The organism is Achromobacter pulmonis, from assembly GCF_021733725.1.
Classification (GTDB): domain Bacteria; phylum Pseudomonadota; class Gammaproteobacteria; order Burkholderiales; family Burkholderiaceae_B; genus Achromobacter; species Achromobacter pulmonis.
Window position 1 is genome coordinate 33,195 of record NZ_JAIFOT010000002.1, and the last position, 26,969, is coordinate 60,163.

The 26,969-nt window shown below is 67.7% G+C and carries 26 protein-coding genes; 8 read left to right on the top strand and 18 right to left on the bottom strand.

Annotated elements, in window-relative coordinates:
• Positions 1-132: 132 nt before the first annotated feature.
• The 4 genes from rpiA to K2W61_RS27400 all read right to left on the bottom strand — a co-directional run bounded on the left by rpiA (position 133) and on the right by K2W61_RS27400 (position 5,590).
• Positions 133-813: a ribose-5-phosphate isomerase RpiA gene (gene rpiA / locus K2W61_RS27385; RefSeq protein ID WP_175135200.1), complete on the bottom strand. Its 681-nt coding sequence runs from the start codon at positions 811-813 to the stop codon at positions 133-135.
• Between the two features lie 39 nt (positions 814-852).
• On the bottom strand, positions 853-2,517 hold the full coding sequence (locus K2W61_RS27390) for an isovaleryl-CoA dehydrogenase (RefSeq protein ID WP_236757122.1): 1,665 nt from the start codon (positions 2,515-2,517) through the stop codon (positions 853-855).
• Positions 2,518-2,569: 52 nt separating this feature from the next.
• Positions 2,570-4,099: an amidase gene (locus K2W61_RS27395; RefSeq protein WP_175135202.1), complete on the bottom strand. Its 1,530-nt coding sequence runs from the start codon at positions 4,097-4,099 to the stop codon at positions 2,570-2,572.
• A gap of 99 nt (positions 4,100-4,198) precedes the next feature.
• On the bottom strand, positions 4,199-5,590 hold the full coding sequence (locus K2W61_RS27400; RefSeq protein ID WP_236757123.1) for a DNA recombination protein RmuC: 1,392 nt from the start codon (positions 5,588-5,590) through the stop codon (positions 4,199-4,201).
• A 163-nt stretch (positions 5,591-5,753) separates the two neighbouring features.
• Between K2W61_RS27400 and K2W61_RS27405 the strand changes: the two genes are divergently transcribed.
• Complete coding sequence (locus tag K2W61_RS27405; RefSeq protein ID WP_175135203.1) at positions 5,754-6,488, top strand: YrbL family protein; 735 nt, start codon at positions 5,754-5,756, stop codon at positions 6,486-6,488.
• A 4-nt stretch (positions 6,489-6,492) separates the two neighbouring features.
• On the opposite strand, the gene K2W61_RS27410 is transcribed toward K2W61_RS27405, so the two are convergent.
• The 9 genes from K2W61_RS27410 to K2W61_RS27450 all read right to left on the bottom strand — a co-directional run bounded on the left by K2W61_RS27410 (position 6,493) and on the right by K2W61_RS27450 (position 15,359).
• Complete coding sequence (locus K2W61_RS27410) at positions 6,493-7,218, bottom strand: DNA-3-methyladenine glycosylase (protein WP_175135204.1); 726 nt, start codon at positions 7,216-7,218, stop codon at positions 6,493-6,495.
• A 4-nt stretch (positions 7,219-7,222) separates the two neighbouring features.
• Positions 7,223-7,579, bottom strand: a complete 357-nt coding sequence (locus tag K2W61_RS27415; RefSeq protein WP_175135205.1) for an arsenate reductase — start codon at positions 7,577-7,579, stop codon at positions 7,223-7,225.
• Positions 7,576-8,385 carry an ABC transporter permease subunit gene (locus K2W61_RS27420; protein WP_175135206.1) on the bottom strand — a complete coding sequence of 270 codons (810 nt, stop codon included), beginning with the start codon at positions 8,383-8,385 and terminating at the stop codon, positions 7,576-7,578. The genes K2W61_RS27415 and K2W61_RS27420 overlap by 4 nt, the downstream gene beginning before the upstream one ends.
• On the bottom strand, positions 8,382-9,302 hold the full coding sequence (locus K2W61_RS27425; RefSeq protein WP_175135207.1) for an ABC transporter permease subunit: 921 nt from the start codon (positions 9,300-9,302) through the stop codon (positions 8,382-8,384). The genes K2W61_RS27420 and K2W61_RS27425 overlap by 4 nt, the downstream gene beginning before the upstream one ends.
• Positions 9,299-10,426, bottom strand: a complete 1,128-nt coding sequence (locus tag K2W61_RS27430; RefSeq protein WP_175135208.1) for an ABC transporter ATP-binding protein — start codon at positions 10,424-10,426, stop codon at positions 9,299-9,301. Before K2W61_RS27430 ends, K2W61_RS27425 begins: the two co-directional genes overlap by 4 nt.
• A gap of 5 nt (positions 10,427-10,431) precedes the next feature.
• A complete protein-coding gene (locus K2W61_RS27435) occupies positions 10,432-11,535 on the bottom strand; it encodes a polyamine ABC transporter substrate-binding protein (protein WP_175135209.1) in 1,104 nt (367 codons plus the stop codon).
• Between the two features lie 149 nt (positions 11,536-11,684).
• Entirely contained in the window at positions 11,685-12,350 is a 666-nt protein-coding gene (locus tag K2W61_RS27440; RefSeq protein WP_272909571.1) for a 3-deoxy-D-manno-octulosonic acid kinase, read from the bottom strand.
• A gap of 55 nt (positions 12,351-12,405) precedes the next feature.
• Positions 12,406-12,828: a group II truncated hemoglobin gene (locus K2W61_RS27445; RefSeq protein ID WP_175141760.1), complete on the bottom strand. Its 423-nt coding sequence runs from the start codon at positions 12,826-12,828 to the stop codon at positions 12,406-12,408.
• Positions 12,828-15,359 carry an ABC transporter permease gene (locus tag K2W61_RS27450; RefSeq protein WP_236757129.1) on the bottom strand — a complete coding sequence of 844 codons (2,532 nt, stop codon included), beginning with the start codon at positions 15,357-15,359 and terminating at the stop codon, positions 12,828-12,830. Before K2W61_RS27450 ends, K2W61_RS27445 begins: the two co-directional genes overlap by 1 nt.
• Positions 15,360-15,472: 113 nt before the next feature.
• Here K2W61_RS27450 and K2W61_RS27455 point away from each other — a divergent pair, with 113 nt between their 5' ends.
• The 3 genes from K2W61_RS27455 (at position 15,473) to K2W61_RS27465 (ending at position 18,438) form a co-directional block, all read left to right on the top strand.
• A complete protein-coding gene (locus tag K2W61_RS27455) occupies positions 15,473-16,447 on the top strand; it encodes a TRAP transporter substrate-binding protein (RefSeq protein WP_175135213.1) in 975 nt (324 codons plus the stop codon).
• 181 nt (positions 16,448-16,628) lie between these two features.
• Positions 16,629-17,129 carry a TRAP transporter small permease gene (locus K2W61_RS27460; protein ID WP_175135214.1) on the top strand — a complete coding sequence of 167 codons (501 nt, stop codon included), beginning with the start codon at positions 16,629-16,631 and terminating at the stop codon, positions 17,127-17,129.
• 31 nt (positions 17,130-17,160) lie between these two features.
• The gene (locus K2W61_RS27465; protein ID WP_175135215.1) at positions 17,161-18,438 is read left to right on the top strand and encodes a TRAP transporter large permease; all 1,278 of its coding nucleotides are present in this window, start codon (positions 17,161-17,163) and stop codon (positions 18,436-18,438) included.
• Positions 18,439-18,558: 120 nt separating this feature from the next.
• Here K2W61_RS27465 and K2W61_RS27470 read toward each other — a convergent pair whose 3' ends face one another.
• Positions 18,559-18,849, bottom strand: coding sequence for a DUF3579 domain-containing protein (locus tag K2W61_RS27470; RefSeq protein ID WP_006388526.1), 291 nt, complete (start codon positions 18,847-18,849; stop codon positions 18,559-18,561).
• 148 nt (positions 18,850-18,997) lie between these two features.
• Between K2W61_RS27470 and K2W61_RS27475 the strand changes: the two genes are divergently transcribed.
• Positions 18,998-20,179, top strand: a complete 1,182-nt coding sequence (locus tag K2W61_RS27475) for an aspartate aminotransferase family protein (protein ID WP_236757130.1) — start codon at positions 18,998-19,000, stop codon at positions 20,177-20,179.
• Between the two features lie 56 nt (positions 20,180-20,235).
• A complete protein-coding gene (argF, locus tag K2W61_RS27480; protein ID WP_175135217.1) occupies positions 20,236-21,177 on the top strand; it encodes an ornithine carbamoyltransferase in 942 nt (313 codons plus the stop codon).
• Between the two features lie 292 nt (positions 21,178-21,469).
• Here the strand turns inward: argF and K2W61_RS27485 are convergent, their stop codons facing one another.
• From K2W61_RS27485 to K2W61_RS27500, 4 genes are read right to left on the bottom strand one after another with little or no spacing between them, the layout of a single operon-like run.
• Positions 21,470-22,033: a DUF4286 family protein gene (locus K2W61_RS27485; RefSeq protein ID WP_175141762.1), complete on the bottom strand. Its 564-nt coding sequence runs from the start codon at positions 22,031-22,033 to the stop codon at positions 21,470-21,472.
• Positions 22,034-22,045: 12 nt separating this feature from the next.
• The gene (locus tag K2W61_RS27490; RefSeq protein WP_236757131.1) at positions 22,046-22,576 is read right to left on the bottom strand and encodes a carboxymuconolactone decarboxylase family protein; all 531 of its coding nucleotides are present in this window, start codon (positions 22,574-22,576) and stop codon (positions 22,046-22,048) included.
• A gap of 2 nt (positions 22,577-22,578) precedes the next feature.
• Complete coding sequence (locus K2W61_RS27495; protein ID WP_175135220.1) at positions 22,579-23,535, bottom strand: Bug family tripartite tricarboxylate transporter substrate binding protein; 957 nt, start codon at positions 23,533-23,535, stop codon at positions 22,579-22,581.
• A gap of 58 nt (positions 23,536-23,593) precedes the next feature.
• Positions 23,594-24,460 (bottom strand): amidohydrolase family protein, encoded by an 867-nt coding sequence (locus K2W61_RS27500; protein WP_175135240.1) that lies wholly within the window; start codon positions 24,458-24,460, stop codon positions 23,594-23,596.
• A gap of 102 nt (positions 24,461-24,562) precedes the next feature.
• Here K2W61_RS27500 and K2W61_RS27505 point away from each other — a divergent pair, with 102 nt between their 5' ends.
• A complete protein-coding gene (locus tag K2W61_RS27505) occupies positions 24,563-25,480 on the top strand; it encodes a LysR substrate-binding domain-containing protein (RefSeq protein ID WP_175135221.1) in 918 nt (305 codons plus the stop codon).
• Positions 25,481-25,549: 69 nt separating this feature from the next.
• The gene (gene argG, locus K2W61_RS27510; protein WP_175141764.1) at positions 25,550-26,890 is read left to right on the top strand and encodes an argininosuccinate synthase; all 1,341 of its coding nucleotides are present in this window, start codon (positions 25,550-25,552) and stop codon (positions 26,888-26,890) included.
• Positions 26,891-26,969 lie beyond the last annotated feature (79 nt).

Here is a 26,969-nt window from a genome sequence, read left to right on the forward strand (position 1 = left end):
CATTGCCCCGATATGAAAGCGTTTCAATCAAGAATGGGCCTGCACAACCCGCAAGGTTATGACCCAAGTGTGACAGGATTATGAATCGCGGCCGCAGGCCCCGCAAGCGCGCGATCCCGCTCCTGTCCGCGCTCAGGCGCGGCGATCCAGGCGGCGGATGCCGTTCTGGGTGGCCAACAGCGCCACGTCGGCGCCGGCGATGGCGAACAGGCCGCAGGTGACCACGCCGGGCAGGTTGTTGACACGGGCTTCCAGGCCGGGCGCGTCGGTGATCGACAGGCCCGACACGTCCAGGATGATATTGCCGTTGTCCGTCACGAAACCATCGCGCAGGCGCGGCTGGCCACCCATGGCCACCATGGCGCGGGCCACCGACTCGCGCGCCATGGGGATGACCTCGATCGGCAGGGGAAACTTGCCCATGACCTCGACCAGTTTGGATTCATCGGCGATGCAGACGAAGCGGTCGGCCACCGAGGCCACGATCTTCTCGCGCGTCAGCGCGCCGCCGCCGCCCTTGATCATATGCAGGTTGGCGTCGATCTCGTCGGCGCCGTCGACGTAGATCGGCATCGACGCCACATCGTTCAGGTCCAGCACCTTCAAGCCGTGGCCGGCCAGGCGCGCGGCGCTGCGCTCGGAACTGGCCACGGTGCCACCGATCCGCCCCTTGAAACGCGCCAGGCCGTCGATGAAGAGATCGGCCGTGGAACCGGTGCCGACGCCGATGATGACATCGGGACCGGCGACCTGTTCAACCAGTTCCAGGGCCGCGTCAGCGGCTTGTTGCTTGAGTTCTTGTTGCGAGAGCATGGCGGGAATGCGCAAAAAAGGTGAGTGAAGCGGAGAAATTTAGCACGCGGCCGCGGCCGGCCAGGCCCGCGCCAGCACCGCGGCCACATCAGTGCCGGCCGCCAGTTCGCCGAACACGCCGCCCGCCGCCCCCAGTCGGCTGCCGACGAAGCCCCGCGCCACGGGCTCGGGGGCATGCCGGATCAACAGCGCCGCCTGCCACAGCCGCGCCAGCCCACAAGCGATGCGGCGGGCCTGGAACTCGGCCTGGGCCGGATCGGCCAACAGCGCGCGCCACCGCGCCAGCGCCGCATCGAATTCCGGATAGCGCCCGGTGGCGGGCGCGAACTCGCCGTCCAGCGCCGGCAGCGCCTCGGGCTCGCGCTGCAAGGCCCGCAGCACGTCCAGCGCCATGACGTTGCCCGAGCCCTCCCAGATGGAATTGACGGGCGTTTCCCGGTACAGGCGCGGCATCGGCCCTTCCTCCACATATCCGTTGCCGCCCCAGGCCTCCATGCATTCGGCCACCGCCGCGATCGCGCGCTTGCAGACCCACAGCTTGGCGGCCGGCGTGCCGACCCGCGCCAGGGCGCGCGCGGCGGGATCGGCGCGTTCATCCACCGCGCGCGCCAGGCGCAGCGCCAGCGCCTGGGCGGCTTCCGATTCCAGCGCCAGGTCGCCCAGCACATTGCGCATCAGCGGCTGCGCCAGCAATGGCTTGCCGAAAGCGTGACGGTGGCAGGCGTGGTGCAGCGACTGCGCCAGCGCTTGGCGCAACAACGCGGCGCTGCCCAGCACGCAATCGAGCCGGGTGGTGGCGGCCATCTCCAGCAGCACCGCGAGGCCGCGCCCGGGCTCGCCGAGCATGACACCCCAGGCGTCCTCGAACTCGACCTCGGCGCTGGCATTGCTGTGATTGCCCAGTTTGTCCTTCAGGCGCCGGATGCGGACCGCGTTGCGTGGCCCTTCCGGAATCCAGCGCGGCACCAGGAAGCAGCTGAGCCCCTCGTCGGTCTGCGCCAGCACCAGATGGGCGTCGGCCTGCGGCACCGAAAAGAACCACTTGTGGCCCACCAGCAGATAGGCGCAACCACGCCCGACCGTGCTCAGCGGCGTGGCGCGCGTGGTGACCGCGCGCAGGTCGGAACCGCCTTGCTTTTCGGTCAGGCCCATGCCGATCAGCGCGCCGCGTTTGCCGGCCAGCGGCGCATCGGCGCCGTCGAACTCACGCGAATACAACGCGGGCAGCCAATCGCCGGTGTAGTCGATCACGCCCGCCGGTTCGCGTTGCAGCAGGGGCACGGCGGCAAAGGTCATGGTGGTGGGACACAGCGTGCCGGCCTCGACCTGGCCCTGCATCAGGTACGCCGCCGCCCGCGCCACCTGCGCGCCCGGCACCGGCTGGGCCCAGGCGCGGCTGTGCAGGCCGCGCGCGACGATGCCGCTCATCAACAGTTGCCAGGCGGGATGGAAGTCGACATGGTCAATGCGATGACCGGCCCGGTCATAGGCCTGCAGCCGCGGCGGATAGCGGTTGGCGTCGACGCCGGCGGCCAGGGTCTGGGCGCGTCCCAGCCACGCGCCATGCGCGCCCAGGTCGCCGAGCCAGGCGCCGGCGCCCTCGCGCACGGCCGCCTCGCGCAGCGCCGGGTCGGTGTCGAACAGGGAATAGGCCTCCAGGGGCGGGACCTGGTTAAGTACGGTGTGGGTCACGAACGACGGCATGCTGGCTCCTCTTCGTTGATGCGCCGCGTCCCGGCGCGCCCCGCCCGCGGGCCTATCTGGCGATGGGCGCCACCCGCTGCCAGGGCCGCAGGGCCTCGACCTGGGCGGCCATTTCCAGCAGCCAGGCCTCGCTGCCCAGCGGGCCCATGACCTGGATGCCGATCGGCAGGCCGTCGGCCGACAGGCCGAACGGAATGGAAATGGCGGGCATGCCCGTCAGGTTGGCCAGCGGCGCGAACGGCGAATAGCCGATCACGCCCTTCTTGCCGAGACGGTAGGCCAGGTAGTCGGCATTGTCCATCGCATAGCGGCCGATGGGTGCCGGCGGTTGCGCCAGCACCGGCGACAGGAACAGGTCATAGCCCTGCGTACCCTCGCGATGCAGGAAGCGGCCGATACGGCGCGTGATCTCGTGGCAGGTATCGACGCAAGCCACATACTGGGCGCCGGAAATCGCCCGGGCGTACTCGCGCGCGCCCAGCGTGGTCGGCTGCAACTCATCGGCCGCCAGACGGCGATTGCGCGCGCCGACGAAGCTGTCGATGGCGTTGGCGGCGGCGCTGGCGATCAGCGGCAGCATCGGCGACAGCACTTCCTCGGAACCGACCGGCGGCGCGGCCACAGTCAATTCGTGGCCCAGCCCGGCGAACAGGCGTGCGGCCTCGTCGAGTACGGCCGCGACTTCGGGATGGATGGCCTCGCCTTCGTAGGTGGTGTTGATATAGGCAATGCGGCGGCGCGGCGACGACCGCGGATCGGCCGACACCCGCGCCACGATGTCGCGATAGGAGTCGCCCGGCCTGGCCGGCGCGGCGTACGGCGCGCCCACGTCGGCGCCAGCGCTGATATCCAGCGCCGCCGCGCAATCGCGCACCGACAACGTCATCATGTGTTCCGTGGCCAGGCCGCCCCAGCCCTCGCCCTTGAGCGGGCCCAGCGGCATCATGCCGCGCGAGGGCTTCAGGCCCAGCACGCCGCAGCATGAGGCCGGAATCCGGATCGAGCCGCCGCCGTCGCTGCCGTGGGCAATGCGCACCATGCCGCTGGCCAGCGCCGCCCCGGCGCCGCCACTGGAGCCCCCGGCACTGTGGCCGGCCTTCCAAGGGTTCTGGGTCGGCGCGCCATAGACCGGCGATTCGCTGGTGGGACTCAGGCCCAGTTCAGCGCTGGTGCTGCGGCCGAACGGAATCAGGCCGGCGCGGCGGTAGCGCCTGACGATCTCGGCATCGACGTTCCATTCCACCTGGCCGTACAGCACCGAACCCATGGTGCTGGGCAGGCCGAGCGCGGCGGTGCCCAGGTCCTTGAGCAGCGTCGGCACGCCCAGGAACGGCTGCTCGCGCAGCAGCGCCAGGCGTTGTCCGGAGGACAGCGCCGCCAGCGCGTCGTCCTGCGCGCGCGCCAGCTCCAGGCCGAGTTCGGCCCGCACGCCACAGGCTGCATTGATCGACGGATTGCGTGCCGCCACCCGTTCCAGCGCCTGCTCCATGGCGGCTAGCGCCGTCGTGGCCCCCTGGGCGATATCGGCGCCCAGCGCCATCGCGTCGAAGGAAGAGGAATCAACTCGGTCAGCGGTGGCCATGCGTGCGATGCTCCTGATATCGACGGCGGAATGCCGCAAGTATGAGGATATCGACAGAGCGCCCCGGTCACAAGCCGGGTCCGACGGCGGCCGCGCGAATCAGGCGCCGGGCCCTGGCGCAGCGGGCGTATCGCCAGCGGCGGGATCGTCCGCGCCATCGTCGGCCGCCGCGCCCCCGGCGCCCAGCAGCCGCAGCGCCTCGGCCTCGGGCAAAGCCTCGACGCTCTTCAGGTTGCGCAGCATGGCGCGGGTGCGCACCTCGGTCTGGCCGATCTTGCTGCTGGCGGTGTCCAGCGTCTTCTTGACGCCGGCGAGCGCATCACCGAATTTGCCGAACTCGGTCTTGACCGCGCGCAGCACCTGCCAGACCTCGGACGAGCGCTGCTCGATGGCCAGCGTGCGGAACCCCATCTGCAGGCTGTTGAGCAACGCCGCCAGGTTGCTGGGCCCGGCCACGTTGATGCGCAGATCGTGCAGGCGGTCCAGCAGCCCCGGACGCCGCAGCACTTCCGCATACAGGCTCTCGGTGGGCAGGAACATGATGGCGAAATCGGTCGTGTGCGGCGGCGCGATGTACTTGCCGGCGATCGACCGGGCCTGCACCTCGACCGCCTTGCCCAGTGCGATGCCGGCCGCCTTCACGCCCTCGGCGTCGGCGGCTTCCTGCGCGTCCATCAGGCGCTCGTACTCTTCCTTGGGAAACTTGGCGTCGATCGGCAGCCAGACCGGGGCGCCGCCATCGCCGCGTCCCGGCAGGCGGATGGCGAACTCGACCACCGCATCGCTGCCCGGCACCGGTTTGATGTTGCTGGCGTATTGCTCCGGCGTCATGTTGTCTTCGATCAGCCGGGCCAGTTGCACCTCGCCCCAGGTGCCGCGCGACTTGACGTTGGTCAGCACGCGCTTGAGATCGCCCACGCCGGCCGCCAGCACCTGCATCTCGCCCAACCCTTTGTGCACGGCTTCGAGACGCTCGGACACCTGTTTGAAGGACTCGCCCAGGCGCTGCTCGAGGGTGGCATGCAGCTTCTCGTCGACCGTGCGGCGCATATCGTCGAGCTTGGCGCTGTTGTCATTCTGCAACGCCTGCAGCCGCTGATCGACCGTCGTGCGCACCTCCATCAGGCGCCGCTCGCTGATCTGGATCAGCCCCTGCAACTGGTCACCGAAGCCGGCCGCAAAGCGCGCCAGCGACTCGGCCGATTCGGCCCGCGCCGCCTGTGCATCGCGGGTCAATGCGGCGCGCAGCTCACCCTGCGACTGGGCCAGCTCCTGGCGCAGGCCGCGGGTGGATTCGGCGAATTCGGCGCGCAGGCCGCGCTGGCCCTCGGCCATCTCGGCGCGCAAGGCGCGCTCGGTGCGCTCGAGCCCGTCAAGCAGGGCATCCAGGCGCTCGTCGCGGCCGGGCCGCGACAGCCAGGCCAGCAGGCACACCAGGCAGGCCAGCACCGCGCCCACGGCGGCGATCCACAGCAGAACATCATTCGACAAAACCGTTCCTCGATGAATGACTTGCCCACGCCGGGCACGCGAAATTATAGGACTGCGTTCCGACCCCTGTATCTATCCGAAACGACTTCCAGGACGCCAGTCAAAAACAAAAGCAAGCAACGGCATTAAACTGTTAACAACTACATAAAAACCTTAAAAACAGTTGAATACAGCTGATTTTCCCCCGTTTTGCCAGCCCCCTGTCGCCTTCGGCGCTGTCTTCGGCCCTTTGAATCTGAATGACGAGACGCCGGTGGCGGTCGGTGGGGATCGGCACATATTCCAGCATCCCCATGCCCCTGCCCTGCTGGTCAAGGTCATGGACATGCAGGCACGCGCCGTCTACCTGGAAGCGCGTCCGTTCAAGCGCTGGTACAAGCAATATCAGCGCGAAAGCGCCTACCGCGTCTACCTGAACGAAATCACCGAATACGTCACCACCACCACGCGCCCGTCCGGTGTCTGGCAAGTGCCGATGGCGCGTGTCCTGGGCGTGGCGCAGACCACGCTGGGCCTGGGCCTGCTGGTCGAGAAAATCACCGATGAGGCCGGCAACATCGCCCCCACCGTCGCCGACCTCGCGCGCCAGGGCAAGATGAACGACGCCCTGTCGGCGCAACTGGACGAATTCATCGAAGACCTGGCCGATGCCCACGTGGTGCTGCACGACCTGTCAGCCGCCAACATCGCCTGTGGCCAGAACGCCGATGGCAAGTCGGGATTGTTCCTGATCGACGGCTTTGGCGTGCTGCCGCTGATTCCGGTCTACGCCTGGAGCAAGCGGCTGAACCGCCGACGCATCCGGCGCAAATACAACGAAATGCGCGACGCCATGGCCCGGCGCGCCCGCGAAGCGGCGCTCAAGGCGGGCCGCGCCGACGACGGTCAGTCCGCCTGATGCCTCACGGCGCCCGCGGCAGGGGCGCCCCCTGTTGATCGACCCAATGGTAGTCTCGCCCGGCTTGCTGGCCGCGGCGCAAGGGGTTGCGCGTGCACCACGCGGCATACGCCGGATCGACGTAGCGGTATTCGAGGTGTTCGTCGCGTCCGGGCGGGATGCCCAGGCGGGTGGTGCTGATCAGGGCTTGCGGTGACTCGCCCACGTCTTGCACGAAGAGCGCCCTTGGGTCAAAGCGGCGCGCGTCCCAATCCGGCACCTTCAACCCCAGCGCGCGGCACAGCAGCGTCTGGCCGGCGCACAACCGGGCCGGCGGCCGGGGCTGCCCCTGGGCATCGGGGTTCAGGGCCTGCATGCGCGCCAGCGCCTCGGGTCCCGACACTGCGTCGACCCAGGGATAGCCGGATTTGATCAGCACCGCGTTACCCGGACCGCCCGCGCTGAAGTTGAGCGAATCGCCGCCGCGGGCGTAATACATATAGACCACGCCGCCATCCATGAACAGGGCGCGGCGCTTGTGGGTGTAGCCGAGCGAGGCGTGGCTGCCCTTCTCTTCCAGGTAATAGGCCTCGGTCTCGATGATGCGCGCCGACAGCCACAGGCCGTCGACCCGATGGCGCACCACCTTGCCCAGCAGTTCGCGCGCCAGCTGGCGCGCATCGCGATCGAAAAAGGCATCGGGCAACGCCAGGCCGGCGCCACGCGATGCCTTGTCGGCCCTGGCCGCCACGGGATCAGGCGAAACGTTCGCCGTAGCGCTTTTCGCTGAAGCCGACGCCGACTTCGCCGTCGGGCGTCACCGCCACCGGGCGGCGCACCAGCGCCGGGAATTCAGCGATCAGCTGGGTCCACTGGGCGTCCGTGCTGGCGGTCTTGCGCTCGTCGGGCAGGTTGCGCCAGGTCATGGAAGCGCGGTTGACCAGCTTTTCCCAGCCGCCAAGCTGGCCGGCCCAGTCCTTCAGGGTGGCGGCCGGCACCGGATGGTCGCGGTAGTCGATGAACTGGTGATCGACGCCGTGCGCCGTCAGCCACTCACGCGCCTTGACGCAGGTGCTGCACTTGGTCAGGCCATACAGGGTGGTTTGCTTCATTTGGGTTCGGACTCCTTGCGCCATTGCATGCGGTTGGCCAGGATGACGCAGGTGCCCACCGCCAGGATGAACAGCGTCGCCAACGCATTGATCTCGGGTTTCAGGCCCAGCCGCACGCGCGAAAAGACTTCCATCGGCAAGGTGCTGGAGCTGGGGCCGGACAGGAATGACGCCAGCACCACATCGTCCAGTGACAGCGTGAACGACAGCAGCCAGGCCGACGCCAGCGCCGGCGCGATCAGCGGCAGCGTGATCCTGAAGAACACGGTGATGGGCGTGGCGCCCAGGTCCAACGCCGCCTCTTCCAGCGAGCGGTCGAGGTCGCGGACGCGGGTCTGGATCACCACCGCCACGAAGGCCATGCACAGCGTGACGTGGCCGACCCAGATGGTGAAGATACCGTTCTCGGCCGGCCAGCCCAGGTGACCGCGCAGCTCCACGAACATCAGCAGCAGCGAAATGCCCAGCACCACTTCGGGGATCACCAGCGGCGCGCTCAGCATGCCGACGTACAGCGCGAAACCGCGAAAGCGCCCCATGCGCCCCAGCACGTAGCCGGCCCAGGTGCCGATGATGACCGCCGCGGTGGCGGTCATGGCGGCGATCCGGAACGACAGCCAGGCCGCGCGCAGCAGCGCGTCGTCGTTGAACAGCGAGTGGTACCAGCGCATCGAAAACCCGGTCCAGGAGGTGACGGCGGGCGATTCGTTGAACGAGAACACCATCAGGCTGATGATGGGCACGTACAGGAAGAAGTAGCCCAGGCCCAGCACCACGGTGCGCAAGGTCTTGTTGGGACCGTTCATTTGCGCCCTCCGCCAGCCAATTCCTGCTGCTTGACCTGGTTGTACTGGAATAGCGCCAGCGGCACCAGCAAGAGCAGCACCATCACGCAGGTCACCGCCGAGGCCATCGGCCAGTCGGTGTTGTTGAAGAACTCGTTCCACATGACCCGGCCCATCATCAGCGTGTTGGCGCCACCCAGCATTTCTGGGATGACGTATTCGCCGACCGCCGGGATGAACACCAGCATGGCGCCGGCGATGACGCCCTGGCGCGACAGCGGCACGGTGATCTGCCAGAACGCCTGCCAGGGCCTGGCGCCCAGGTCATAGGCGGCTTCCAGCAGGCGCAGGTCCATCTTCACCAGCGTGGCGTACAGCGGCAGGATGAAGAACGGCAAATAGGCATAGACCATGCCGATGTACACGGCCAAGTCGGTGCGGTAGATCTCCAGCGGACTGGAGATGATGCCGAGCCATTGCAGGAAATTGTTCAGCAGCCCGTCGTTGCGCAGGATGCCGACCCAGGCATACACACGCAGCAGCAGCGAGGTCCAGAACGGCAGGATCACGCCCAGCAGCAGCAGGTTGCGCACCCGCGGCGACGAACGCGCGATGTAGTACGCCATGGGGTAGCCGATCAGCACGCAGGCCAGCGTGGTGATAGCGGCGATCTTGACCGAGCTGAGGTAGGTGGCGAAATACAGGCTGTCGGTGAACAGCAGGATGTAGCCGCGCAGGTGCAGGCTGAACTGCACCGCCTCGTCCTTGAACTCGGCCAGCGAGGTGTACGGCGGAATGCCGAACTTGAGCTCGGCAAAGCTGATCTTGAACACCAGCAGGAACGGCACCAGCAGGAACAGCACCAGCCAGGCGAACGGCGGCACCACCGCCAGCGTCCGGCCCGAGGGCAGCCAGTCGCGGGGCGAGAAGCGGCTCATGACGCCAGCACCGTCGCGCTGTCGGCGTCCCAGCTGACGAAGATCTCTTCGTCGATCCCCGGCGCGTCCAGCAGGGCCAGTTGCAGGCTGGGCACGCTGGCCTCGACCATGGCGCCGGAATCCAGGCGGATCTGGTAGAGCGCGTAGCTGCCCATCCAGGCCATGTGGCTGACCATGCCGTGGGCCCAGTTGTAGTCGCCGTCGGGCTGCTGGCGCGACACCACCATGCGCTCGGGACGGATGGAGACGTGCACCTCCATCCCGAGCGGTTCGCTGACGCCATGGCTGACGTACAGCGGACGGCTCAATTCCGGACTTTCGATGGCGACGTGGTCGGGTTCATCGACCACGATGGTGCCGGTGAACATGTTGGTCGAGCCGATGAAGCTGGCGACAAAGCGCGAGTTCGGGAAGGCGTAGACGTCCTGCGGCGTGCCACACTGGACGATCTGGCCCTCGGTCATGACCGCCAGGCGGTGCGCCATGGTCATGGCCTCTTCCTGGTCGTGCGTGACCATGATGCAGGTCACGCCGACCTGCTCCAGGATCTTGACCAGCTCGATCTGGGTCTTCTGGCGGATCTGCTTGTCCAGCGCCGACATCGGCTCGTCCAGCAGCAGCAACTTGGGCCGCTTGACCAGGCTGCGCGCCAGCGCCACGCGCTGCTGCTGGCCGCCGGACAGTTGGTTGGGCTTGCGGCGCGAATAGCCGGCCATCTGCACCAGGTCCAGCGCCTCGAACACGCGGTCGTGGATCTCGGCGCGGTCCACGCCTTCCTGCTTCAGGCCGAAGGCCACGTTGGCCTCGACCGTCATGTGCGGGAACAGCGCGTACGACTGGAACATCATGTTCACCGGCCGCCGGTACGGCGGCACGTTGGTGATGTCCTCGCCATCGAGCAGGATCTGGCCCGAAGTGGCTTCCTCGAAGCCGGCCAGCATCCGCAGCAGCGTCGACTTGCCACTGCCGGAACTGCCCAGCAACGCGAAGATCTCGTTGCGCTTGACCGAGAGATTGACGGAACGGACGGCGACCACGTCGCCGAAGATCTTGACCACATCGGCCACCCGGACGAACTCGTCCGGATCGGCCGCATGCTGCGCCGAGTAACGGCTATCGCTCATGATGACTAGCGCCCCGACTTCAGCTCGGCCCACATGCGCGTCTGCAGACGCTGGATGTTCAAGGGCAGCGCCTTGATGACATACAAGGTCTTGGAGACTTCGGGCGACGGGTAGATCATGGGGTTGTCGGCCACGTCCTTGACCACGTACTTGCGCGCCTCTTTGTTGGCGTTCGGGTAGAACATGGTGTTGGTGATGGCGGCGTGCACCTGCGGCGTCTCGATGTAGTTGATGAACGCCAGGGCCTCTTCCGGATGCGGCGCGTCCTTCGGAATGACCATCAGGTCGAACCAGGCCGGCGCGCCGCCCTTGGGGATGAAGTAGTTCACTTCATAGGGCTTCTTGGCCTCCTGGGCGCGCTTGCGGGCGATCATGACGTCGCCGGAGAAGCCATAGACCATGCACAGGTCGCCCACGGCCAGTTCGTCGATGTAACCCGAGGAGCTGAACTGGCGGATGTACGGGCGGATCTGCTTGAGCACGTCCAGCGCGGCCTTGTAGTCGTCCGGGTTGGTACTGTTGGGGTCCTTGCCCAGATACTTGAGCACCGCCGGGAACACCTGCGCGGCCTCGTCCAGCATCGAGATGCCGCATTCCTTGAGCTTGGCGGCATTCTCGGGCTTGAAGATCATGTCCCAGCTGGCCAGGTCGACGTTGTCGCCCATGATCTGCTTGACCTTGGTGACGTTGTAGCCCAGGCCATTGGTGCCGTAGCCCCACGGAATGGCGTATTCATTGCCGGGATCGACCGCGGCGACCAGTGCCATGACGTCGGGATCCAGGTACTTCCAGTTGGGGATCTTGGACTTGTCCAGCTTCTGGAACAGGCCGGCCTCGATCTGGCGCGAGGCGTAATGGGTGGACGGGACAACGACGTCGTAACCCGACTTGCCGGCCAGCAGCTTGGCCTGCAGCGTGTCGTTGTTGTCGTAGACGTCATAACGGACCTTGATGCCGGTTTCCTTCTCGAAACCCGAGATCGTGTCCGGGGCCGTGTATTCAGCCCAGTTGTAGACGTTGACGACCTTGTTCTGCGCCATCGCCGCCGACGTGGCTGCCGCGACCAGCATCGTCCCCAGCGCCCAGCGCATTCCCGCCCGTAGTTTCATTACCAGCCCCCCAGCGATATGCCGTAAGTTACAGGAGTACCAAAAGGCGAAATCATAAAGCCTTTTAGCGGTGGACTGCCCAACCTTGCCGGGAGATTTAGCGCAATTTGCCGCAATTGGACCCCGATCGGCCCGTGGCGCCGCCGGTCTCAGGGCTGGACGCCGACGCCCCAGGCGGTCCAGTAGCTGTCGCGCAATCTGAGCCAGAAGCGCTCGCCGTCTTCCCCCGCCACCTTGACCAGCGAACGGCGCAAACGTTCCAGGTTGCCCTGGCGCTGGCGGTCGGACAGCCCGCCCTGGGTGCCGCGGTCGAAATCGATCAGCCAGACCCGGCCATCGGATCCGATGAGGATGTTGAAGGCGTTCAGGTCGGCGTGCCAGACGCCGGCGCGGTGCATGCGCACGATGGCTTCGGCCACCGGCTGCCACACGGGCTCGGCCAGCGCCTGGGCCAGCGGCCGCACCCCCGGGATGCGCTCGACCACGATCGCGGCGCGGTAGGTCGGCCCCTGGCGCCAGTAGGCCGCGGCCAGCGGCGCCGGCACCGGCAGCCCCTGGGCGCGCATGGCGGCCAGCAGGCGGAATTCACGGAAACTGCGGGTGCGGCCTTCGCCCGCCCACAGATAAGTGTCGCGGCTGAGCTTGGCGATCAGGCCGCCGCGCCGGTAACGCCGCAGCACCCCCTGCCAGCCCGCCCCCTGGACGAACCAGGCCGCCTGGCGCCCGCCCGCGTCCACCGGCCGGGCGCGATCGCCATAGTGGGCCGGGTTGAAGAGCTCGGGGCCGGCCTCGCCCAGACGCGCGTCGGCCAGCATGGCGCCGCCCAGCGGCGCCGGCCAGGCGAGGCGCCGGGCGCCGCTGGCATCGCGCTCAGCCTTCACGGTTGCGCATCCAGTCGGCCACGCCGAAGAACGATTGCAGCAGGCGCTCGACCAGGGCCGGATCGATGCCCTCGTCTTCCATGGCGCGGCCCATGCAGGCCACCCATTGGTCGCGCTCGACCTGGCCGATCGAGAACGGCAGGTGCCGCGCCCGCAGGCGCGGATGGCCAAAGCGCTGGATGTAGTGGTCGGGGCCGCCGAAGTAGCCGCACAGGAACCAGAACAGCTTGTCGCGGGCCGCGTCCAGACTGGGACCGTGCGCGGCGCGCAGTTCCTTCAGGTCGGGCTCGATGTCCATCAGGTCGTAGAAGCGGTCGACCAGGGCGCGCACGCCGGGCTCGCCGCCCAGGAGATCGAAAATGCTGCGGGAGGTTGCCACGGGTTCGGTAGGGGTTTGGACGGAGGTCGTCATCAGGTTTCTCTCAGGGTGACCAGCGGCGGGGTGCGCAGCACGCCGCGCAGCGCCAGCGCGCCGCCGGCCCAGGCGCCGAGCATGCCCGCGCCGATCCCCACCAGCCAGGGCCAAAGGCTGAGGGTAATCGTGAAATCGAATACCTGGGTTGATAAAACCCAAGCAATCGCGCTGGCGCCGGCCGCTGCCAGCAGGCCCGCCAGGCCGCCCACCGCCCACAGCTCGATGCGCTGCGAACGCGCCAGCTGACGCCGGGTGGCGCCCAGCGCGCGCAGCACCGCGGCCTCGCGCATGCGCTCGTCGCGGGTCGCGGTCAGGGCGGCCGACAGCACCAGCACCCCGGCCGCCAACGTGAACAGGAACAGCAGCTGCACCGCGCGGCCGACCTCGTTGAGCACCGACTGCAACTGCTGCAGGATGGCGCCCACATCGAACACCGTCAGGTTCGGGAACTGCCGCACCAGCGCGGGCAGCACCTGGGCCTTTTCGGGCGGCAGGTAGAAGGACGTGATCCAGCTTTGCGGCATGTCGGACAGGGTGGCGGGCGTGAGGATGGCGAAAAAATTGACGCGCATCGTATCCCAATCCACCCGCCGGGTACTGGTCACGGCCACCTCGAACTGCTGGCCGGCCACATCGAAGGTCATCTTGTCGCCCAGCTTGATGCCCAGGGTCTTGGCCAGGCCCGACTCCAGCGATACCTCGGCCGCGCCCGGTTTGAGCCAACGGCCTTGTTCGATGCGGTTGGACGACGGCAACTGCTCGCCATAGGACAGGTTGAATTCGCGGTCCACCAGGCGCTTGGCCCGCGGCTCCTCGTAGTCGTCCGGCACCACCGGCTTGCCGTTGATGGCGATCAGGCGGCCGCGCACCATCGGCGACAGCACGATCCGACCCAGCCCCTCGCGGCTCAGCGCCTCGGTCACGGCCTGGCGCTGGTCCGGCTGCACATTGATGAGAAAACGGTTGGGCGCGTCCGGCGGCAGCGTGCGCTGCCAGCCCTGGATCAGGTCGGTGCGGGTCATGGCCAGCAGCAACAGGGCCATCAGGCCCACCGCCAGCGCGCACACCTGGGTGATGGTGGCGGCGCGCCGCCGCACCACGCCCGCCAGCGCGAACCGCAGCGCCGGCAGGCCGGCGGCCAGGCCGCGCAGCCGCGCCAGGCCCAGGATGCAGAGCCAGGCCACCAGCGCGAACAGCGCGAACGCCGCCAGGAAACCGCCCGCCACCACCCCGCCCAGCTTCGCATCGCCAGCGAACCACCAGATCAGCAGCGCGAAACCGACCGCGCCGACGCCATAGCCCAGCGCGCCGCGGGCGCTGATGACGTCGGCATCCCGCCGCAGCACCCGCGCCGGCGGCACGTGGCGCAACTGCGCCAGGGCCGGCAGGGCGAAGCCCAGCAACAGCAGCAGACCGGTCAGCAGCCCCTGCAGGGCCGGTATGGCCGAGGGCGCAGGCAGGGCCGTGTCGATGAGCGAGCCCAGCACCATCACCAGCGCCTGATGCACCGCGTAGCCCAGCAGGCAGCCGGCCGCCGAGGCGAACAGGCCGACCAGCGCGAATTCCAGGGTCAGCATGCGCGCGATCTGCGATTGCACCGCGCCCAGGCAGCGCATCACGGCAATGCCGTCGCGGTGCCGCGTCATGTAGCGGCCGGCGGCCAGCGCCACCGCCACAGCCGAGATCAGCACCGCCAGCAGCGCCACCAGCGACAGGAAGCGCTGCGCGCGGTCCAGCGTGCGGCGCACCTCGGGCCGTCCCGACTCCAGGGTGGCGACCTTCTGGCCGCGCTTGAGGTTGCGGCCGAGCCAGGCCGAATAATCGGCGACCGCGTCCGGCTGGCCGGCCACCAGCAGCGCGTAGCCGATCCGGCTGCCGGGCGCGATCAGGCCCGTGGCCGGCAGGTCGCTGGCGCGCAGCATGACCCGCGGCGCGACGTTGACGAACTGCATGCCGCGATCCGGTTCGTAGGTGATGACCCGGTCGATGCGCAGGCGGGTGTCGCCCACGTTGAGGAAGTCGCCGACCTTCAGGCCCAGCAGCGCCAGCAATTGCCCATCCACCCACACCGCGCCCTCGGGCGGAATGTCGCGGGTGGGCGCATCGGGCTGGAATGGGGCGCCGGTCACCCGCAGGGCGCCGCGCAGCGGATAGCCGGGTTGGACCGCCTTCAGGGCGGCCAACTGGGCGCCCTCGCCGGCGCTGACCATGGACGGGAACTGCCAGGTGCTGGACACCGCCAGGCCACGCTCGCGCGCCTGCTCCACGAAGGCCGGCGGCACCGGCTCGTCGGCGTCCAGCACCAGATCGGCGCCCAGCATCTGTCCGGCGTCGCGCTCCAGCGCCCGGCTGACGCGGTCCGCCAGGAAGCCCACGCTGGTGACGGCGGCCACCGCCACCACCAGGGCCAGCACCAGTAACCGCAGCTCGCCGGCGCGGGCGTCGCGCAGCATCATGCGGGCGCCCAGCGCCAGGGTGGTCCAGAAACCGGGGCGCCTGGCCCGGGAGACATCAGGGAAATCCATCATCTGCCAATGTTAACCAACGGCCGGAATGGGGGCCGAATCCCGCTATCATGCGCGAAGCGCCCCCGTGGCGCCTCACACTTGCTGAAAAAAATACTGATCCCCTGGAGAAGACAATGCGTAAATCCTGGCTCGCGGCCACGATGCTTGCCGCATGCGCGGTCGCCGCGCCCCTGGCCGCCTCGGCCCAGGCCCCCCTCAAGATGGCCTATGCCCTGTCCACGTCGTCGCATTATGGCGCCGGCGCCGACGCTTTCGCCAAATCCATCGAAACCGCCAGCAACGGCAAATTCAAGGTCCAGCAATTCGCCAACAGCGCGCTGGGCGGCGAACGCGAAGTGATCGAGGGCCTGCAGATCGGCACCATCGACCTGGCGATCGTCTCGACCGGCGCCACGCTGAACTTCGTGCCGGAAACGGGCGTCTTCGACATCCCCTTCCTGCTGCGCGACCTGCAACACGCCCGCAAGGTCCTGGACAGCAAGATCGGACAGGATATGCTGGCAAAGTTCCCCAGCCGCGGCATCATCGCGCTGGCCTGGGGCGAACAGGGCTTTCGCCATCTGACCAACAACGTGCGCCCGGTCAAGACCCCGGCGGACGCCAAGGGCCTGAAAATCCGCACCACGGAAAACCCCATCCACATCACCGCCTTCCGCCAGATCGGCATCCTGCCGACGCCGATGGCCTGGCCGGAAGTGGCCACCGCCCTGCAGCAGGGCACCATCGACGGCCAGGAAAACCCGCTGTCGGTGATCACCTCGGCCAAACTGTCGCAGATGCAGAAGTACCTGTCGCTGACCGGCCACGTCTATGGCCCGGCGCTGGTGCTGATGTCCGCCAACGTCTATGACAGCCTGTCGGCCGAGGACAAAGCCAAGTTCGACCAGGCCGGCAAGGCATCGGCCCAGGCCATGCGCGCCTACGTCGACAACATCGAGAAGACCGGCGTCGAGCAGCTCAAGAAGGAAGGCATGCAGGTCACCGAAGTCGACCGCGCCGCCTTCGCCGCCGCCGTCGAACCGGCCTACCCCGAGTACTACAAGAAGTTCGACAAGAAGCTGATCGAGTCGATCCGCGACACCAAGTAAGCGCAAGGCCGGCGCGGCCGGACGCGCCGGGATGACGGAACCGGTTTTCGTCCCCCGGCCGCCCGGTCCGCGCGTGGCGCCTGCCCGGCATCGCGGCCCATCCCCGGACACCGCCACGCGCGCTGCCGGGGGCCGCCTTCCCGGTCTGCCGCGTCCTGTTTTACCCGCTCCTGGAACCCTCATGCGTCTGCTCTGCGCCTTCGACCGCCTCCTGTTCAAACTGGTGTCGGTCATCGCCCAACTCCTGCTGGTGGCCGCCGCGGCCGCCGCCTTCTACCAGGTCATCGCCCGCTTCGTGCTGCATTCGCCCGCCGACTGGAGCGAGGTGCTGACCCGCGCCCTGCTGATCTGGACCGTGCTGCTGGGCGTGGCCCTGGCCTTCCGCCACGGCGCCATGATCAGCGTCGAATTGCTGCGCAACCTGCTGGGTGGCATGCGCCGCCGCGTGCTGGAGGCCGTGATCGGCCTGATCTGCGCCGGCTTTCTCGGTTTCATTGCCTGGATCGGCGGCCACATGACCTACCGCGTGCGCTTTCAGACGGTGCCCAGCCTGGACATCTCGATTTCCTGGATCTACCTGGCGATCCCGGTGGGCGCGACGCTCGCCGCCATCGCCGTGCTGGCGCGCTGGTGCGCCGGCCAGGAAGAAGACGCCCCCGTGCGCAACGACGCGCAAGGTTGAGCCCCGCCCCGAACAAGCAGCCGATATCGCCATGTCCCAATTAATGATTGTCTCGATGCTGATTTTCTTCGGGCTGTCCGTGCCGGTCGCCGTGTCGATCGGACTGGCCAGCCTGGCGGGAGTCGGCGCCGCCAACCTGCCCTGGCTGGTGGTGGCCCAGCAGTTGTACGCCGCGCTGGACAAATACCCGCTGGTCGCGATCCCGTTCTTCATCCTGGCTGGCAACCTGATGGAAGCCGGCGGCATTTCCGAACGCATGGTGGAATTCGCCAAGAGCGTGGTCGGCGGCATCCAGGGCGGCCTGGCCTGCACCTGCGTGCTGACCTGCATGATCTTCGCCGCCGTGGCCGGCTCCAGCGTGGCCACCACTTTCGCGGTTGGCGCCATCCTGATCCCGGCCATGGTGCGCCATGGCTACCCTGCCCCCTTCGCCGCCTCGCTGCAGGCCAGCGCGGCCGAGCTGGGCGTGATCATCCCGCCGTCGATCCCGATGATTCTGTTCGCGGTGTCCACCGACACCTCGACCGGCGAACTGTTCATCGCTGGCGTGCTGCCCGGCATCCTGATCGGCACGGCGCTGATGTTCTACGTCTGGCTCTACGCCAAACGCAATCACCTGGGCAAGCGCGACGGCGAAGGCCGCCTGCCGCTGTGGCCGTCCTTCAAGCGCGCCTGGCTGGCCCTGATGATGCCGGTGATCATCCTGGGCGGCATCTACGGCGGCATCTTCACCCCGACCGAAGCCTCGGTGGTGGCGGTGATGTACGCGGTGGTGGTGGGCAAGTTCATCTACCGCCGCCTGAGCTTCAGGCAATTGTCCGGCACCCTGCACAAATCGGTCGTCTCGACCGCCGTGATCATGTTCGTGATTGCCAATGCCGGCGTCTTCAGTTTCCTGCTGAACCGCGCCGGCATTCCGGATGCCCTGGGCGTCTGGCTGGCGCAATTGTTCGACACGCAGATCACATTCCTGATGGGCGTGAACCTGGCGCTGTTCCTGATCGGCATGTTCATCGAGACCTCGGCGTCGATCGTGGTGCTCGCCCCCCTGTTGCTGCCGGTCGCCGTGAAATTCGGGCTGGACCCGGTGCACTTCGGCATCATCATGGTCGTGAACCTGGCGCTCGGCATGATCACGCCGCCGTTCGGGGTGAATCTGTTCGCCGCCAGCGCGGTGGCCAAGGTGCCGCTGGAACGCCTGATCAAGCCCCTGATCCCGTTCGTCGGGGTGGTGGTCGTCTGCCTGATCGTGATCACGTACTGGCCGGCCTTGTCGCTGGGCCTGCGCGACCTGGTGTACGCGAAGTAGCGTGGCGCGCGCCGCCGCGCACAGGCGGCGGCGCGCGCCACGGCCGGTGCCGGAGCGCGTCTGCGATGGACCGGAAACGGAAAAGCGCCCGGGGTGGGCGCTTTTTCGGTTCTGGCGGGGCTAGATTTCGCGTTCTTCCGTCTTGAGGTGGTTGTCGCGGGCGAAATCCACCACGAACTTGTACGCCAGCGGTTCGAGGTCGCGCAAGCGCTGGTCGACCACGATGCCGCGCACGCCGTCGATGACGACGGGAAGCACGTAGGGCGAATAGGTGAGGTGGTTACCCGCACAGCCGGCAGGCCGGAACTGTGCCATTACGCCGGCCAGCCGTTCCGCCCAATCGCTGGGGCGAAAGCGGCTGCCGCTCTCGGTAACGCCATGAATTACGAATTGTCTGACGCGAGTTGCCATGGATTCTTCACTACGGAACGCCCACCACTAAGCCGGATCGTCGGCGTGATCAAACATGCGCCCCGCGCCGCGAATTGTATATGATTGATCCTTTGCCCTGTCCCGCAAGGCACTTTGCCCAGGGAAAAAAAGCCCAGGAGGACCCGCAATGACCTCGCCGCTGGCCAATATTTACGCCCGGTTGCCGGTCGCATTCACGCACGGCCAGGGCGTGTGGCTGTGGGACGCCCAGGGCCGCAAGTACCTGGACGCGCTGGCGGGCATCGGCGTTTCCTGTCTGGGCCATGCCCATCCGCGGCTGGTGGCCGCCATCGGCGAACAGGCCGCCCGTGTCATCCACACCTCCAACCTCTACGACATCCCGCTGCAGACCGAGCTGGCCGCGCGCCTGGCGCGCCTGTCCGGCATGCGCGAGGTGCTGTTCAACAACAGCGGCGCCGAGGCCAACGAGGCCGCCATCAAGCTGGCGCGCTACCACGCCTACCAACGCGGTAACCGCCACGCCCACATCATCACGATGGATTCGTCCTGGCACGGGCGCACCCTGGCGACGCTGGCGGCCACGGGCAGCGACAAGGCGCGCAAGGGCTTCGAGCCCCTGCCCTCCGGTTTCATCCAGGTGCCCTACAACGACGCCGCCGCGATCCGCGCCGCCGGTGACGCCGAACCGCGCGTGGCGGCCGTGCTGCTGGAGGCGCTGCAGGGCGAAGGCGGCATCCGTCCCTCCGACGCCGCCTTCCTGCAAGAGGTGCGCCAGTTGTGCACCGAGCGCGGCTGGCTGCTGATGATCGACGAGGTCCAGTCGGGCATCGGCCGCACCGGCAAATGGTTCGCCCACCAGTGGGCCGACATCGTGCCGGACGTCATGACCCTGGCCAAGGGCCTGGCCGGCGGCGTGCCGATAGGCGCGATGCTGGCCGCCGGCCCCGCCGCCGGCGTCCTCACCCCCGGCAGCCATGGCACCACCTTCGGCGGCGGCCCGCTGGTCTGCGCGGCCGGCCTGGCGGTGCTGGACGCACTGGAAGCGGAAAACCTGCTGGACAACGCCCGCACCGTGGGCGGCCACCTGCAGGCGCGGCTGTCGGCCGAGCTGGCCGGCGTGGCGGGCGTGGCCGAGGTGCGCGGCCGCGGCCTGATGCTGGGTATCGAACTGACCCGTCCCTGTGGCGTGCTGGCCCTGCGCGCCCTGGAGGCAGGCCTGCTGATCAACGTTACCCGCGAGCGCGTCGTCCGCCTGTTGCCGCCGCTGGTGCTGTCGCGCGCCGAAGCCGATCAGATCGTCGGTATCCTGGCGCCGCTGATTCGACAGTTCCTGGCCGAACATCCATAATCAACCTCCCGCCCGGGCCACGAGCCCGTCCGGGCCCAATGACCTGCGACATCACCATGACTCCTCCCACGACTCAAAACGGCCCCTTGCGGCACTTCCTGCAGTTCAAGGACTTCTCGTCCGCCGAGATCGCCTACGTGCTGGACCGCGCGCGGCTGATCAAGGAAAAATTCAAGCGCTACGAACCCCACATGCCGCTGCACGACCGCACGCTGGCGATGGTGTTCGAAAAGGCCAGCACCCGTACCCGCGTCTCGTTCGAGGCCGGCATGTACCAGATGGGCGGCTCGGTCATCAACCTGACCTCCAATGATTCCCAGCTGGGCCGCTCCGAGCCCATCGAGGACACCGCGCGCGTCATCTCGCGCATGGTCGACATCGTCATGATCCGCACGTTCGAGCAGACCCGCATCGAGCGCTTCGCCTCGCACTCGCGCGTGCCCGTGATCAACGGCCTGACCAACGAATTCCACCCCTGCCAGATCCTGGCCGACATCTTCACCTACATCGAGCACCGCGGCCCCATCGCCGGCAAGACGGTCGCCTGGGTCGGCGACGCCAACAACATGGCCTACACCTGGCTGCAGGCGGCCGAGATGCTCGGCTTCACGCTGCACGTATCGACCCCGGCCGGCTACGAGCTCGAAGCCGCCCGCATCGGTTCGCCGTCGGACAAGGTGTTGCGCCAGTTCAAGGACCCGATGCAGGCCTGCCAGGGCGCCCACCTGGTGACCACCGACGTCTGGACCAGCATGGGCTACGAGGCCGAGAACGACGAGCGCCGCGCCGCCTTCGCCGACTGGTGCGTGGACGCCGAGATGATGGCCGCCGCCGATCCCCAGGCCGTGTTCATGCACTGCCTGCCCGCCCACCGCGGCGAGGAAGTCACCGGCGAAGTCATCGATGGCCCGCAGAGCGTGGTCTGGGACGAAGCCGAGAACCGCCTGCACGTACAGAAGGCGCTGATGGAATTCCTGCTGCTGGGCCAGTTGAAGTAAGCGCCACGCCCCTGAAAAAAGCAGCCCCGCGGGGCTGCTTTTTTTCTGCCCGCATCGCGCGGACGTTCAGGGCGCGAGCGACGTTTCCCAGCGCACGATGGCGTCGACCACGGCCTGCGGCGCTTCCGGCACCCGTGCGTGGCCTTGCCGGCCAGACGCCGGCTCTTGCTGACCTCGGGATACCAGTCATTGAGCCAGACGCTCGCGCACGATCACCATGCCGCGCTCGACGCGCCCCACAACGCCACCTTCGCCCAGCGCTTGTGCATCGTTGTCTCCCCGTTCCTCTGGCTCAAAGCACCTTCTGGAACATGGTGCGGCGCGTGTTACGGAATGACGGCCGCACGCGACTGCTCCAATCGGTCGCGCGCACCGCCAGCCATGGCGGGCTGCCAAAGGTCTCGCGCGTTTCCAGGTCATAGCAGGCCAGGTAGCGCGGCCCCTGGTCGCGGCACTCGTAGCGTTGCGCGCGCACGGTGCCAGGCACCGAAGCCAGGCCCGGCAGGTGTTCCTGGTCGTACCACGCATTCAGATCGGCTTCGGCCTCGGGCAGCACGTCGGTCTCGACGATGTAGTGCCAGGGCGCATCCGAGCCGGCCGACGCGCCTGCCAGGTCCAGGGTTCGGTGCAGCACGCGTGCCTGCGCCCCCGGGAACAGCTCGGCCAGGCGCGCCTGCACTTCCGGCTGGCCGGCGGCATCGCCGTCGACATATACGTAGGTTTCATCCTCCTCGACCGCGGCGAAGACGCGCAGCCGCACGCCATCCAGCCCCTCGGTCAGGCGTTGCGCCATGGCGGCCGCGCGCGCTGCGTCGAAACGCTCACCCAGCGACACCAGCAATACCGTCTTGTCCATGCAAAGCTCCTTTCAGTGTCCCAAACGCAACGCCACCAGGAAGCGCGACACCATGTTGTAGGCCGCCACCGTCGCGGTCAACTCGACCAGTTCCTGGTCGTTATAGCGCGCGCGCAGCGGCGCGAACAGGGCGTCCGGAACCTCGATGTCGCGGGTCATGGCGTCGGTCAGGGCCAGAACATCGGCCTCGCCCGCTTCCAGCCCCGGCACGGCGTCCGGGCGCGGCCCGTCGCGCAACTGCTCGACCACCGCCTGCGGCATCCCCGCGGCCAGCGCATGCGGCACATGCGCGTCGAACTCATAAGGCGCGTTGTTCAGGGTCGCCACGCGCAGGATGATCAGCTCGCGTACCCGCGGCGACAGCGAAGTGTTCAGGCGGATCGCGGTCAGCATCGCCTCCCAGCCCTGCACCACTGCAGGACTGTTCAGCAGTACCTGGTACAACGGCGAGACGCGGCCGCGCGCGGCTGCGATGCGCGCTTCCATTTCGGCCAGGGCCGGACGCGTGCCCGGCACGACCGGCGAGACTCGGCAGTCGCTCATGCTCACTCCGGGCGGATGTTCTTGCGCTGGATCAACGCGCCCCACTTCTCGCGATCGGCGGCGATCAAGGCCGCCAGTTCCTGAGGCGAACTGGGCGCGGCCTGGGCGCCGAACTTCTCCAGCTTGGTGCGCACGGCGTCATTGCCGAGCGCGGCGCGCACGGCCTGATTCAGCTTTTCCACCGTAGCGGGCGGCGTGGCGGCCGGCGCCACAATGCCATACCAGTTGTTGGACTCGACCCCGGCGATGCCCTGCTCGGCCAGCGTCTTGACCTGCGGCAACAGGGGATGGCGCGTCGGCGCGGCAATGCCCAGCGCCTTGAGCTTGCCCCCCTGGATGTGGCCGATCAGCCCGGGCACGTCGCCGAAGAAACCGGCCACCTGATTGCCGAGCACGTCGTTGATCACAGGCGCGGCGCCCTTGTACGGCACATGCAGCACCTTGGCCTTGCTGGCATCGGCGAACATCTCCAGCGTCAGGTGCGGAATGCTGCCGATGCCCGACGAACCGATCGCCACCGACTGCGCGGCCGCTTGCGAGCGCTTGACGAAGTCCGCCGCGTCGGTCGCCGGGTTGGCCGGGTTCACCACGAATACGGTGGCATTGTTGACCACGCGCGAGACCGGCGCGAAATCACGCGCCGGATCATAAGGCAGATCCTTGTAGAGCGCCGGGCTGATGGCCACCGCGCCCACACTCGTCAGGAACAACACGGAACCGTCGGCGGGCGCCTTGGCCACGTAGGCCGCCGCGATATTGCCATTGGCGCCGGCCTTGTTCTCGACGATGACCTGCTGCTTGAGCTCTTTGCCCAGTTGATCGGCCAGTACACGCCCCACCAGATCCACCGGACCGCCGGGCGGGAAGGCGATGATCAGCCGCACCGGCCCCTCGGCATGCGCCGTGGCGCCCAGGCTGGCCAGACCCAGCAGGCCGGCGAACACGAATTTCTTGAACATGAATTGTCTCCTCGGGATATATCGTCTTGTTCACGCCCGTCGCCGGGCGTTGGCGCGGCTACGGAAAGCCATAGAGGCGCGCCGGGTTGTCCACCAGCACTTGCCGGCGCGTCTCGGCATCCGGGCAGGCCAGGAAAAAAGCATCGGCCAGCTCGCCATCGTCGGGCATATCGCCCGCCACGTTCGGATGCGGCCAATCGGTGCCCCACAGCGTGCGCTCGGGCAGCGCCTCCACCAGCGCGCGCACGAACGGAATGCCCTCGGCAAAGGGGCGCTTGCCGGAAGCGATGCGGTCGATGCCCGAGACCTTGACCCAGGCGCGCGGCTCGCGCGCCAGGTCCAGCAATGCCCGGAACGCGGGCGTGTCCATACCATCGGCGGTCCGCACACGGCCCATATGGTCGATCACGAACGGCACCGGCAGCGCGCGCAGGCGCGGCAGCAGCCCAGGCAGCATGGCGCCGTCCAGGTGCAGGCAGATGTGCCAGCCCAGCGGCGCGATCAGGCCGACGACGTGGTCGAACACCGCCGGATCGGGCGCGCCCCCCAGGTGCGGCACGAAATTGAAGCGCGCGCCGCGCACCCCGCCCTCATGCAACTGGCGCACCCGAGCCGCCGTGGCATCCGCGCCCAGCAGCGCCACGCCGCGATAGCGGCCCTGGCTCTGCGCCAATGCGTCGAGCAGGGCGGCATGATCGCTGCCGTGGCAATTGGCCTGCACCACCACCGCACGCTGCACACCCAGGTGCGCATGCAGCGCCGCCATCTTCGCGTATGGCGCATCCGGCGGCGTGTAGGAACGTCCCTCGGCATAGGGAAACAGCTCGGCCGGGCCGAACACATGGCAGTGCGCATCGCAGGCCCCGGCCGGCAGCGCGTGGCGGGGGCGGGAAGGCATGGCAAGCGGAGGACGGCAATCGGACACGGCGGGATCCAGCAGGAAAAACGCCATGCTCGCGGATTGCAGTCTGCTTAACAATGCTATATCTTTGATTTCAGATATAGAAAATATAAATACCTAATTTCCATGGATCTGAAGCAGATCGAGTATTTCGTGCGTGTGGCCGAGCGACGCAGCTTCTCTCGCGCCGCCGAAATGCTGGACGTGGCCCAGCCGACCCTGAGCCGCCAGGTGCGCCTGCTGGAACTGGAACTGGGCCAACATCTGCTCTACCGCAATGGCCGTGGCGCCGAGCCGACCGAGGCCGGCCTGCGCTTCCTGGAACATGCCCGCGCCCTGCTGGCCCTGGCCGACCGCGCCAAGCAGGATTTGCAGAGCCTGCGCGAAACGCCCACCGGCAAGGTCGTGGTCGGCCTGCCGCCACGCATCGCACGGGCTCTCACCCCGCCACTGGTGCAGGCATTCCGCCGCCGCTTTCCCGACGCCTCGATCGCCGTGGCCGAAGGCCTGAGCGCACAAATGCGCGAATGGTTGCTGGCCGGCCGGGTCGATCTGGCCCTGTTGTACGACCCGGCGCCATCGCCGCAGTTGGGCTACGAATCGCTGTTCCGGGAAAACCTGGTGTTGGTGGCCGCCCCCGATCACCAGCCGCCCCTACCCGCGCGCATCGCCGTGGCCGGCCTGGGCGCCTATCCGCTGGTGCTGCCCAGCCTGCCGAATGCCATCCGCACCCTGGTCGAGAGCGTCTGCCGCGCCCAGGGCGTGCGCCTGCAGGTCGCGGCCGAGGTCGACGCGGTGCAGACCATTGTCGAACTGGCGGCGCAGGGCGATGCCTACGCCATCCTGCCGCGCTCGGCCGCGCGCGGCCCGGCGGCAGAACATGTGCTGTCGCTCAGCGAAATCGTATCGCCCAGCATCACCAACAATCTGGTGCTGGCCAGCGCCCGCCACCGCCCCGCCACCCGGCTGGCCACGGCCACAGGCGAACTGATCCGTCAGTTGAACCTGGCGGCGTTGTTCGAGCCTATCCGGCAAAAGAGTTAAAATAGCGGCCAGATTTCTTGTTTGGCGGCTCGTTGCTGTCAAAGTCCCGTTGGCGTCTCACCTCAAACAATGACCACTATCCTCCCGAACCTTCCCACCGGCCAGAAGGTCGGCATCGCCTTCTCCGGCGGCCTCGACACCAGCGCGGCGCTGCTCTGGATGCGCAACAACGGCGCCATCCCCTACGCCTACACCGCGAACCTGGGCCAGCCCGACGAATCCGACTACGACGAGATCCCGCGCAAGGCCATGGCCTACGGCGCCGAGAACGCCCGCCTGATCGACTGCCGCGCGCAGCTGGTGGCCGAAGGCATCGCCGCCCTGCAGGCCGGCGCCTTCCACATCTCCACCGCCGGCATCACCTACTTCAACACCACGCCCATCGGCCGCGCCGTCACCGGCACCATGCTGGTGGCGGCCATGAAGGAAGACGACGTCAACATCTGGGGCGACGGCAGCACCTTCAAGGGCAACGACATCGAGCGCTTCTACCGCTACGGCCTGCTGACCAACCCCGACCTGAAGATCTACAAGCCCTGGCTCGACCAGCAGTTCATCGACCAGCTCGGCGGCCGCTCGGAAATGTCCGAGTACATGCGCCAGGCCGGCTTCGACTACAAGATGTCGGCGGAAAAGGCCTACTCCACCGATTCCAACCTGCTCGGCGCCACCCACGAAGCCAAGGACCTGGAACACCTGAATTCCGGCATCCGCATCGTCAAGCCCATCATGGGCGTGGCGTTCTGGCGCGACGACGTCGCCGTCAAGGCCGAGGAAGTCACCGTCCGCTTCGAGGAAGGCCAACCGGTCGCCCTGAACGGCGTGGAATACAGCGACCCGGTCGAACTGATGCTCGAAGCCAACCGCATTGGCGGCCGCCACGGCCTGGGCATGAGCGACCAGATCGAAAACCGCATCATCGAAGCCAAGAGCCGCGGCATCTACGAAGCCCCGGGCCTGGCCCTGCTGTTCATCGCCTACGAGCGCCTGGTCACCGGCATCCACAACGAAGACACCATCGAGCAATACCGCGAAAGCGGCCGCAAGCTCGGCCGCCTGCTGTACCAGGGCCGCTGGTTCGACCCGCAAGCGATCATGCTGCGCGAAACCGCCCAACGCTGGGTCGCTCGCGCCATCACCGGCGAAGTCACCATCGAACTGCGCCGCGGCAACGACTACTCGCTGCTCAACACCGAATCGCCCAACCTGACCTACGCCCCCGAGCGCCTGTCGATGGAAAAGGTCGAGAACGCCCCCTTCACGCCCGCCGACCGCATCGGCCAGCTGACCATGCGCAACCTCGACATCGTCGACACCCGCGCCAAGCTGTTCACCTACACGCAGACCGGCCTGCTCTCGGCCTCCGGCACCTCGCTGCCGCAGCTGAAAGACGAGGCCAAGAAGAAGTAATTCTTCCCGCCCAACGAAAAGCCCCTCGGCAACACCGAGGGGCTTTTTATTGCGCAAACACCGACAATGCCGCGCCCGT

Excerpts from the sequence above, each read along its gene's own strand:
- K2W61_RS27425 (WP_175135207.1), bottom strand. The coding sequence starts at position 9,302 with ATGAGCCGCTTCTCGCCCCGCGACTGGCTGCCCTCGGGCCGGACGCTG.
- K2W61_RS27420 (WP_175135206.1), bottom strand. The coding sequence starts at position 8,385 with ATGAACGGTCCCAACAAGACCTTGCGCACCGTGGTGCTGGGCCTGGGC.
- rpiA (WP_175135200.1), bottom strand. The coding sequence starts at position 813 with ATGCTCTCGCAACAAGAACTCAAGCAACAAGCCGCTGACGCGGCCCTG.
- K2W61_RS27415 (WP_175135205.1), bottom strand. The coding sequence starts at position 7,579 with ATGAAGCAAACCACCCTGTATGGCCTGACCAAGTGCAGCACCTGCGTC.
- K2W61_RS27440 (WP_272909571.1), bottom strand. The coding sequence starts at position 12,350 with ATGCTGGCCGACGCGCGTCTGGGCGAGGCCGGCCCCGAGCTCTTCAAC.
- K2W61_RS27495 (WP_175135220.1), bottom strand. The coding sequence starts at position 23,535 with ATGTTCAAGAAATTCGTGTTCGCCGGCCTGCTGGGTCTGGCCAGCCTG.
- K2W61_RS27390 (WP_236757122.1), bottom strand. The coding sequence starts at position 2,517 with ATGCCGTCGTTCGTGACCCACACCGTACTTAACCAGGTCCCGCCCCTG.
- K2W61_RS27455 (WP_175135213.1), top strand. The coding sequence starts at position 15,473 with ATGCGTAAATCCTGGCTCGCGGCCACGATGCTTGCCGCATGCGCGGTC.
- K2W61_RS27395 (WP_175135202.1), bottom strand. The coding sequence starts at position 4,099 with ATGGCCACCGCTGACCGAGTTGATTCCTCTTCCTTCGACGCGATGGCG.
- argF (WP_175135217.1), top strand. The coding sequence starts at position 20,236 with ATGACTCCTCCCACGACTCAAAACGGCCCCTTGCGGCACTTCCTGCAG.
- argG (WP_175141764.1), top strand. The coding sequence starts at position 25,550 with ATGACCACTATCCTCCCGAACCTTCCCACCGGCCAGAAGGTCGGCATC.
- K2W61_RS27430 (WP_175135208.1), bottom strand. The coding sequence starts at position 10,426 with ATGAGCGATAGCCGTTACTCGGCGCAGCATGCGGCCGATCCGGACGAG.
- K2W61_RS27435 (WP_175135209.1), bottom strand. The coding sequence starts at position 11,535 with ATGAAACTACGGGCGGGAATGCGCTGGGCGCTGGGGACGATGCTGGTC.
- K2W61_RS27445 (WP_175141760.1), bottom strand. The coding sequence starts at position 12,828 with ATGACGACCTCCGTCCAAACCCCTACCGAACCCGTGGCAACCTCCCGC.
- K2W61_RS27490 (WP_236757131.1), bottom strand. The coding sequence starts at position 22,576 with ATGAGCGACTGCCGAGTCTCGCCGGTCGTGCCGGGCACGCGTCCGGCC.
- K2W61_RS27460 (WP_175135214.1), top strand. The coding sequence starts at position 16,629 with ATGCGTCTGCTCTGCGCCTTCGACCGCCTCCTGTTCAAACTGGTGTCG.
- K2W61_RS27450 (WP_236757129.1), bottom strand. The coding sequence starts at position 15,359 with ATGATGGATTTCCCTGATGTCTCCCGGGCCAGGCGCCCCGGTTTCTGG.
- K2W61_RS27485 (WP_175141762.1), bottom strand. The coding sequence starts at position 22,033 with ATGGACAAGACGGTATTGCTGGTGTCGCTGGGTGAGCGTTTCGACGCA.
- K2W61_RS27470 (WP_006388526.1), bottom strand. The coding sequence starts at position 18,849 with ATGGCAACTCGCGTCAGACAATTCGTAATTCATGGCGTTACCGAGAGC.
- K2W61_RS27465 (WP_175135215.1), top strand. The coding sequence starts at position 17,161 with ATGTCCCAATTAATGATTGTCTCGATGCTGATTTTCTTCGGGCTGTCC.
- K2W61_RS27505 (WP_175135221.1), top strand. The coding sequence starts at position 24,563 with ATGGATCTGAAGCAGATCGAGTATTTCGTGCGTGTGGCCGAGCGACGC.
- K2W61_RS27475 (WP_236757130.1), top strand. The coding sequence starts at position 18,998 with ATGACCTCGCCGCTGGCCAATATTTACGCCCGGTTGCCGGTCGCATTC.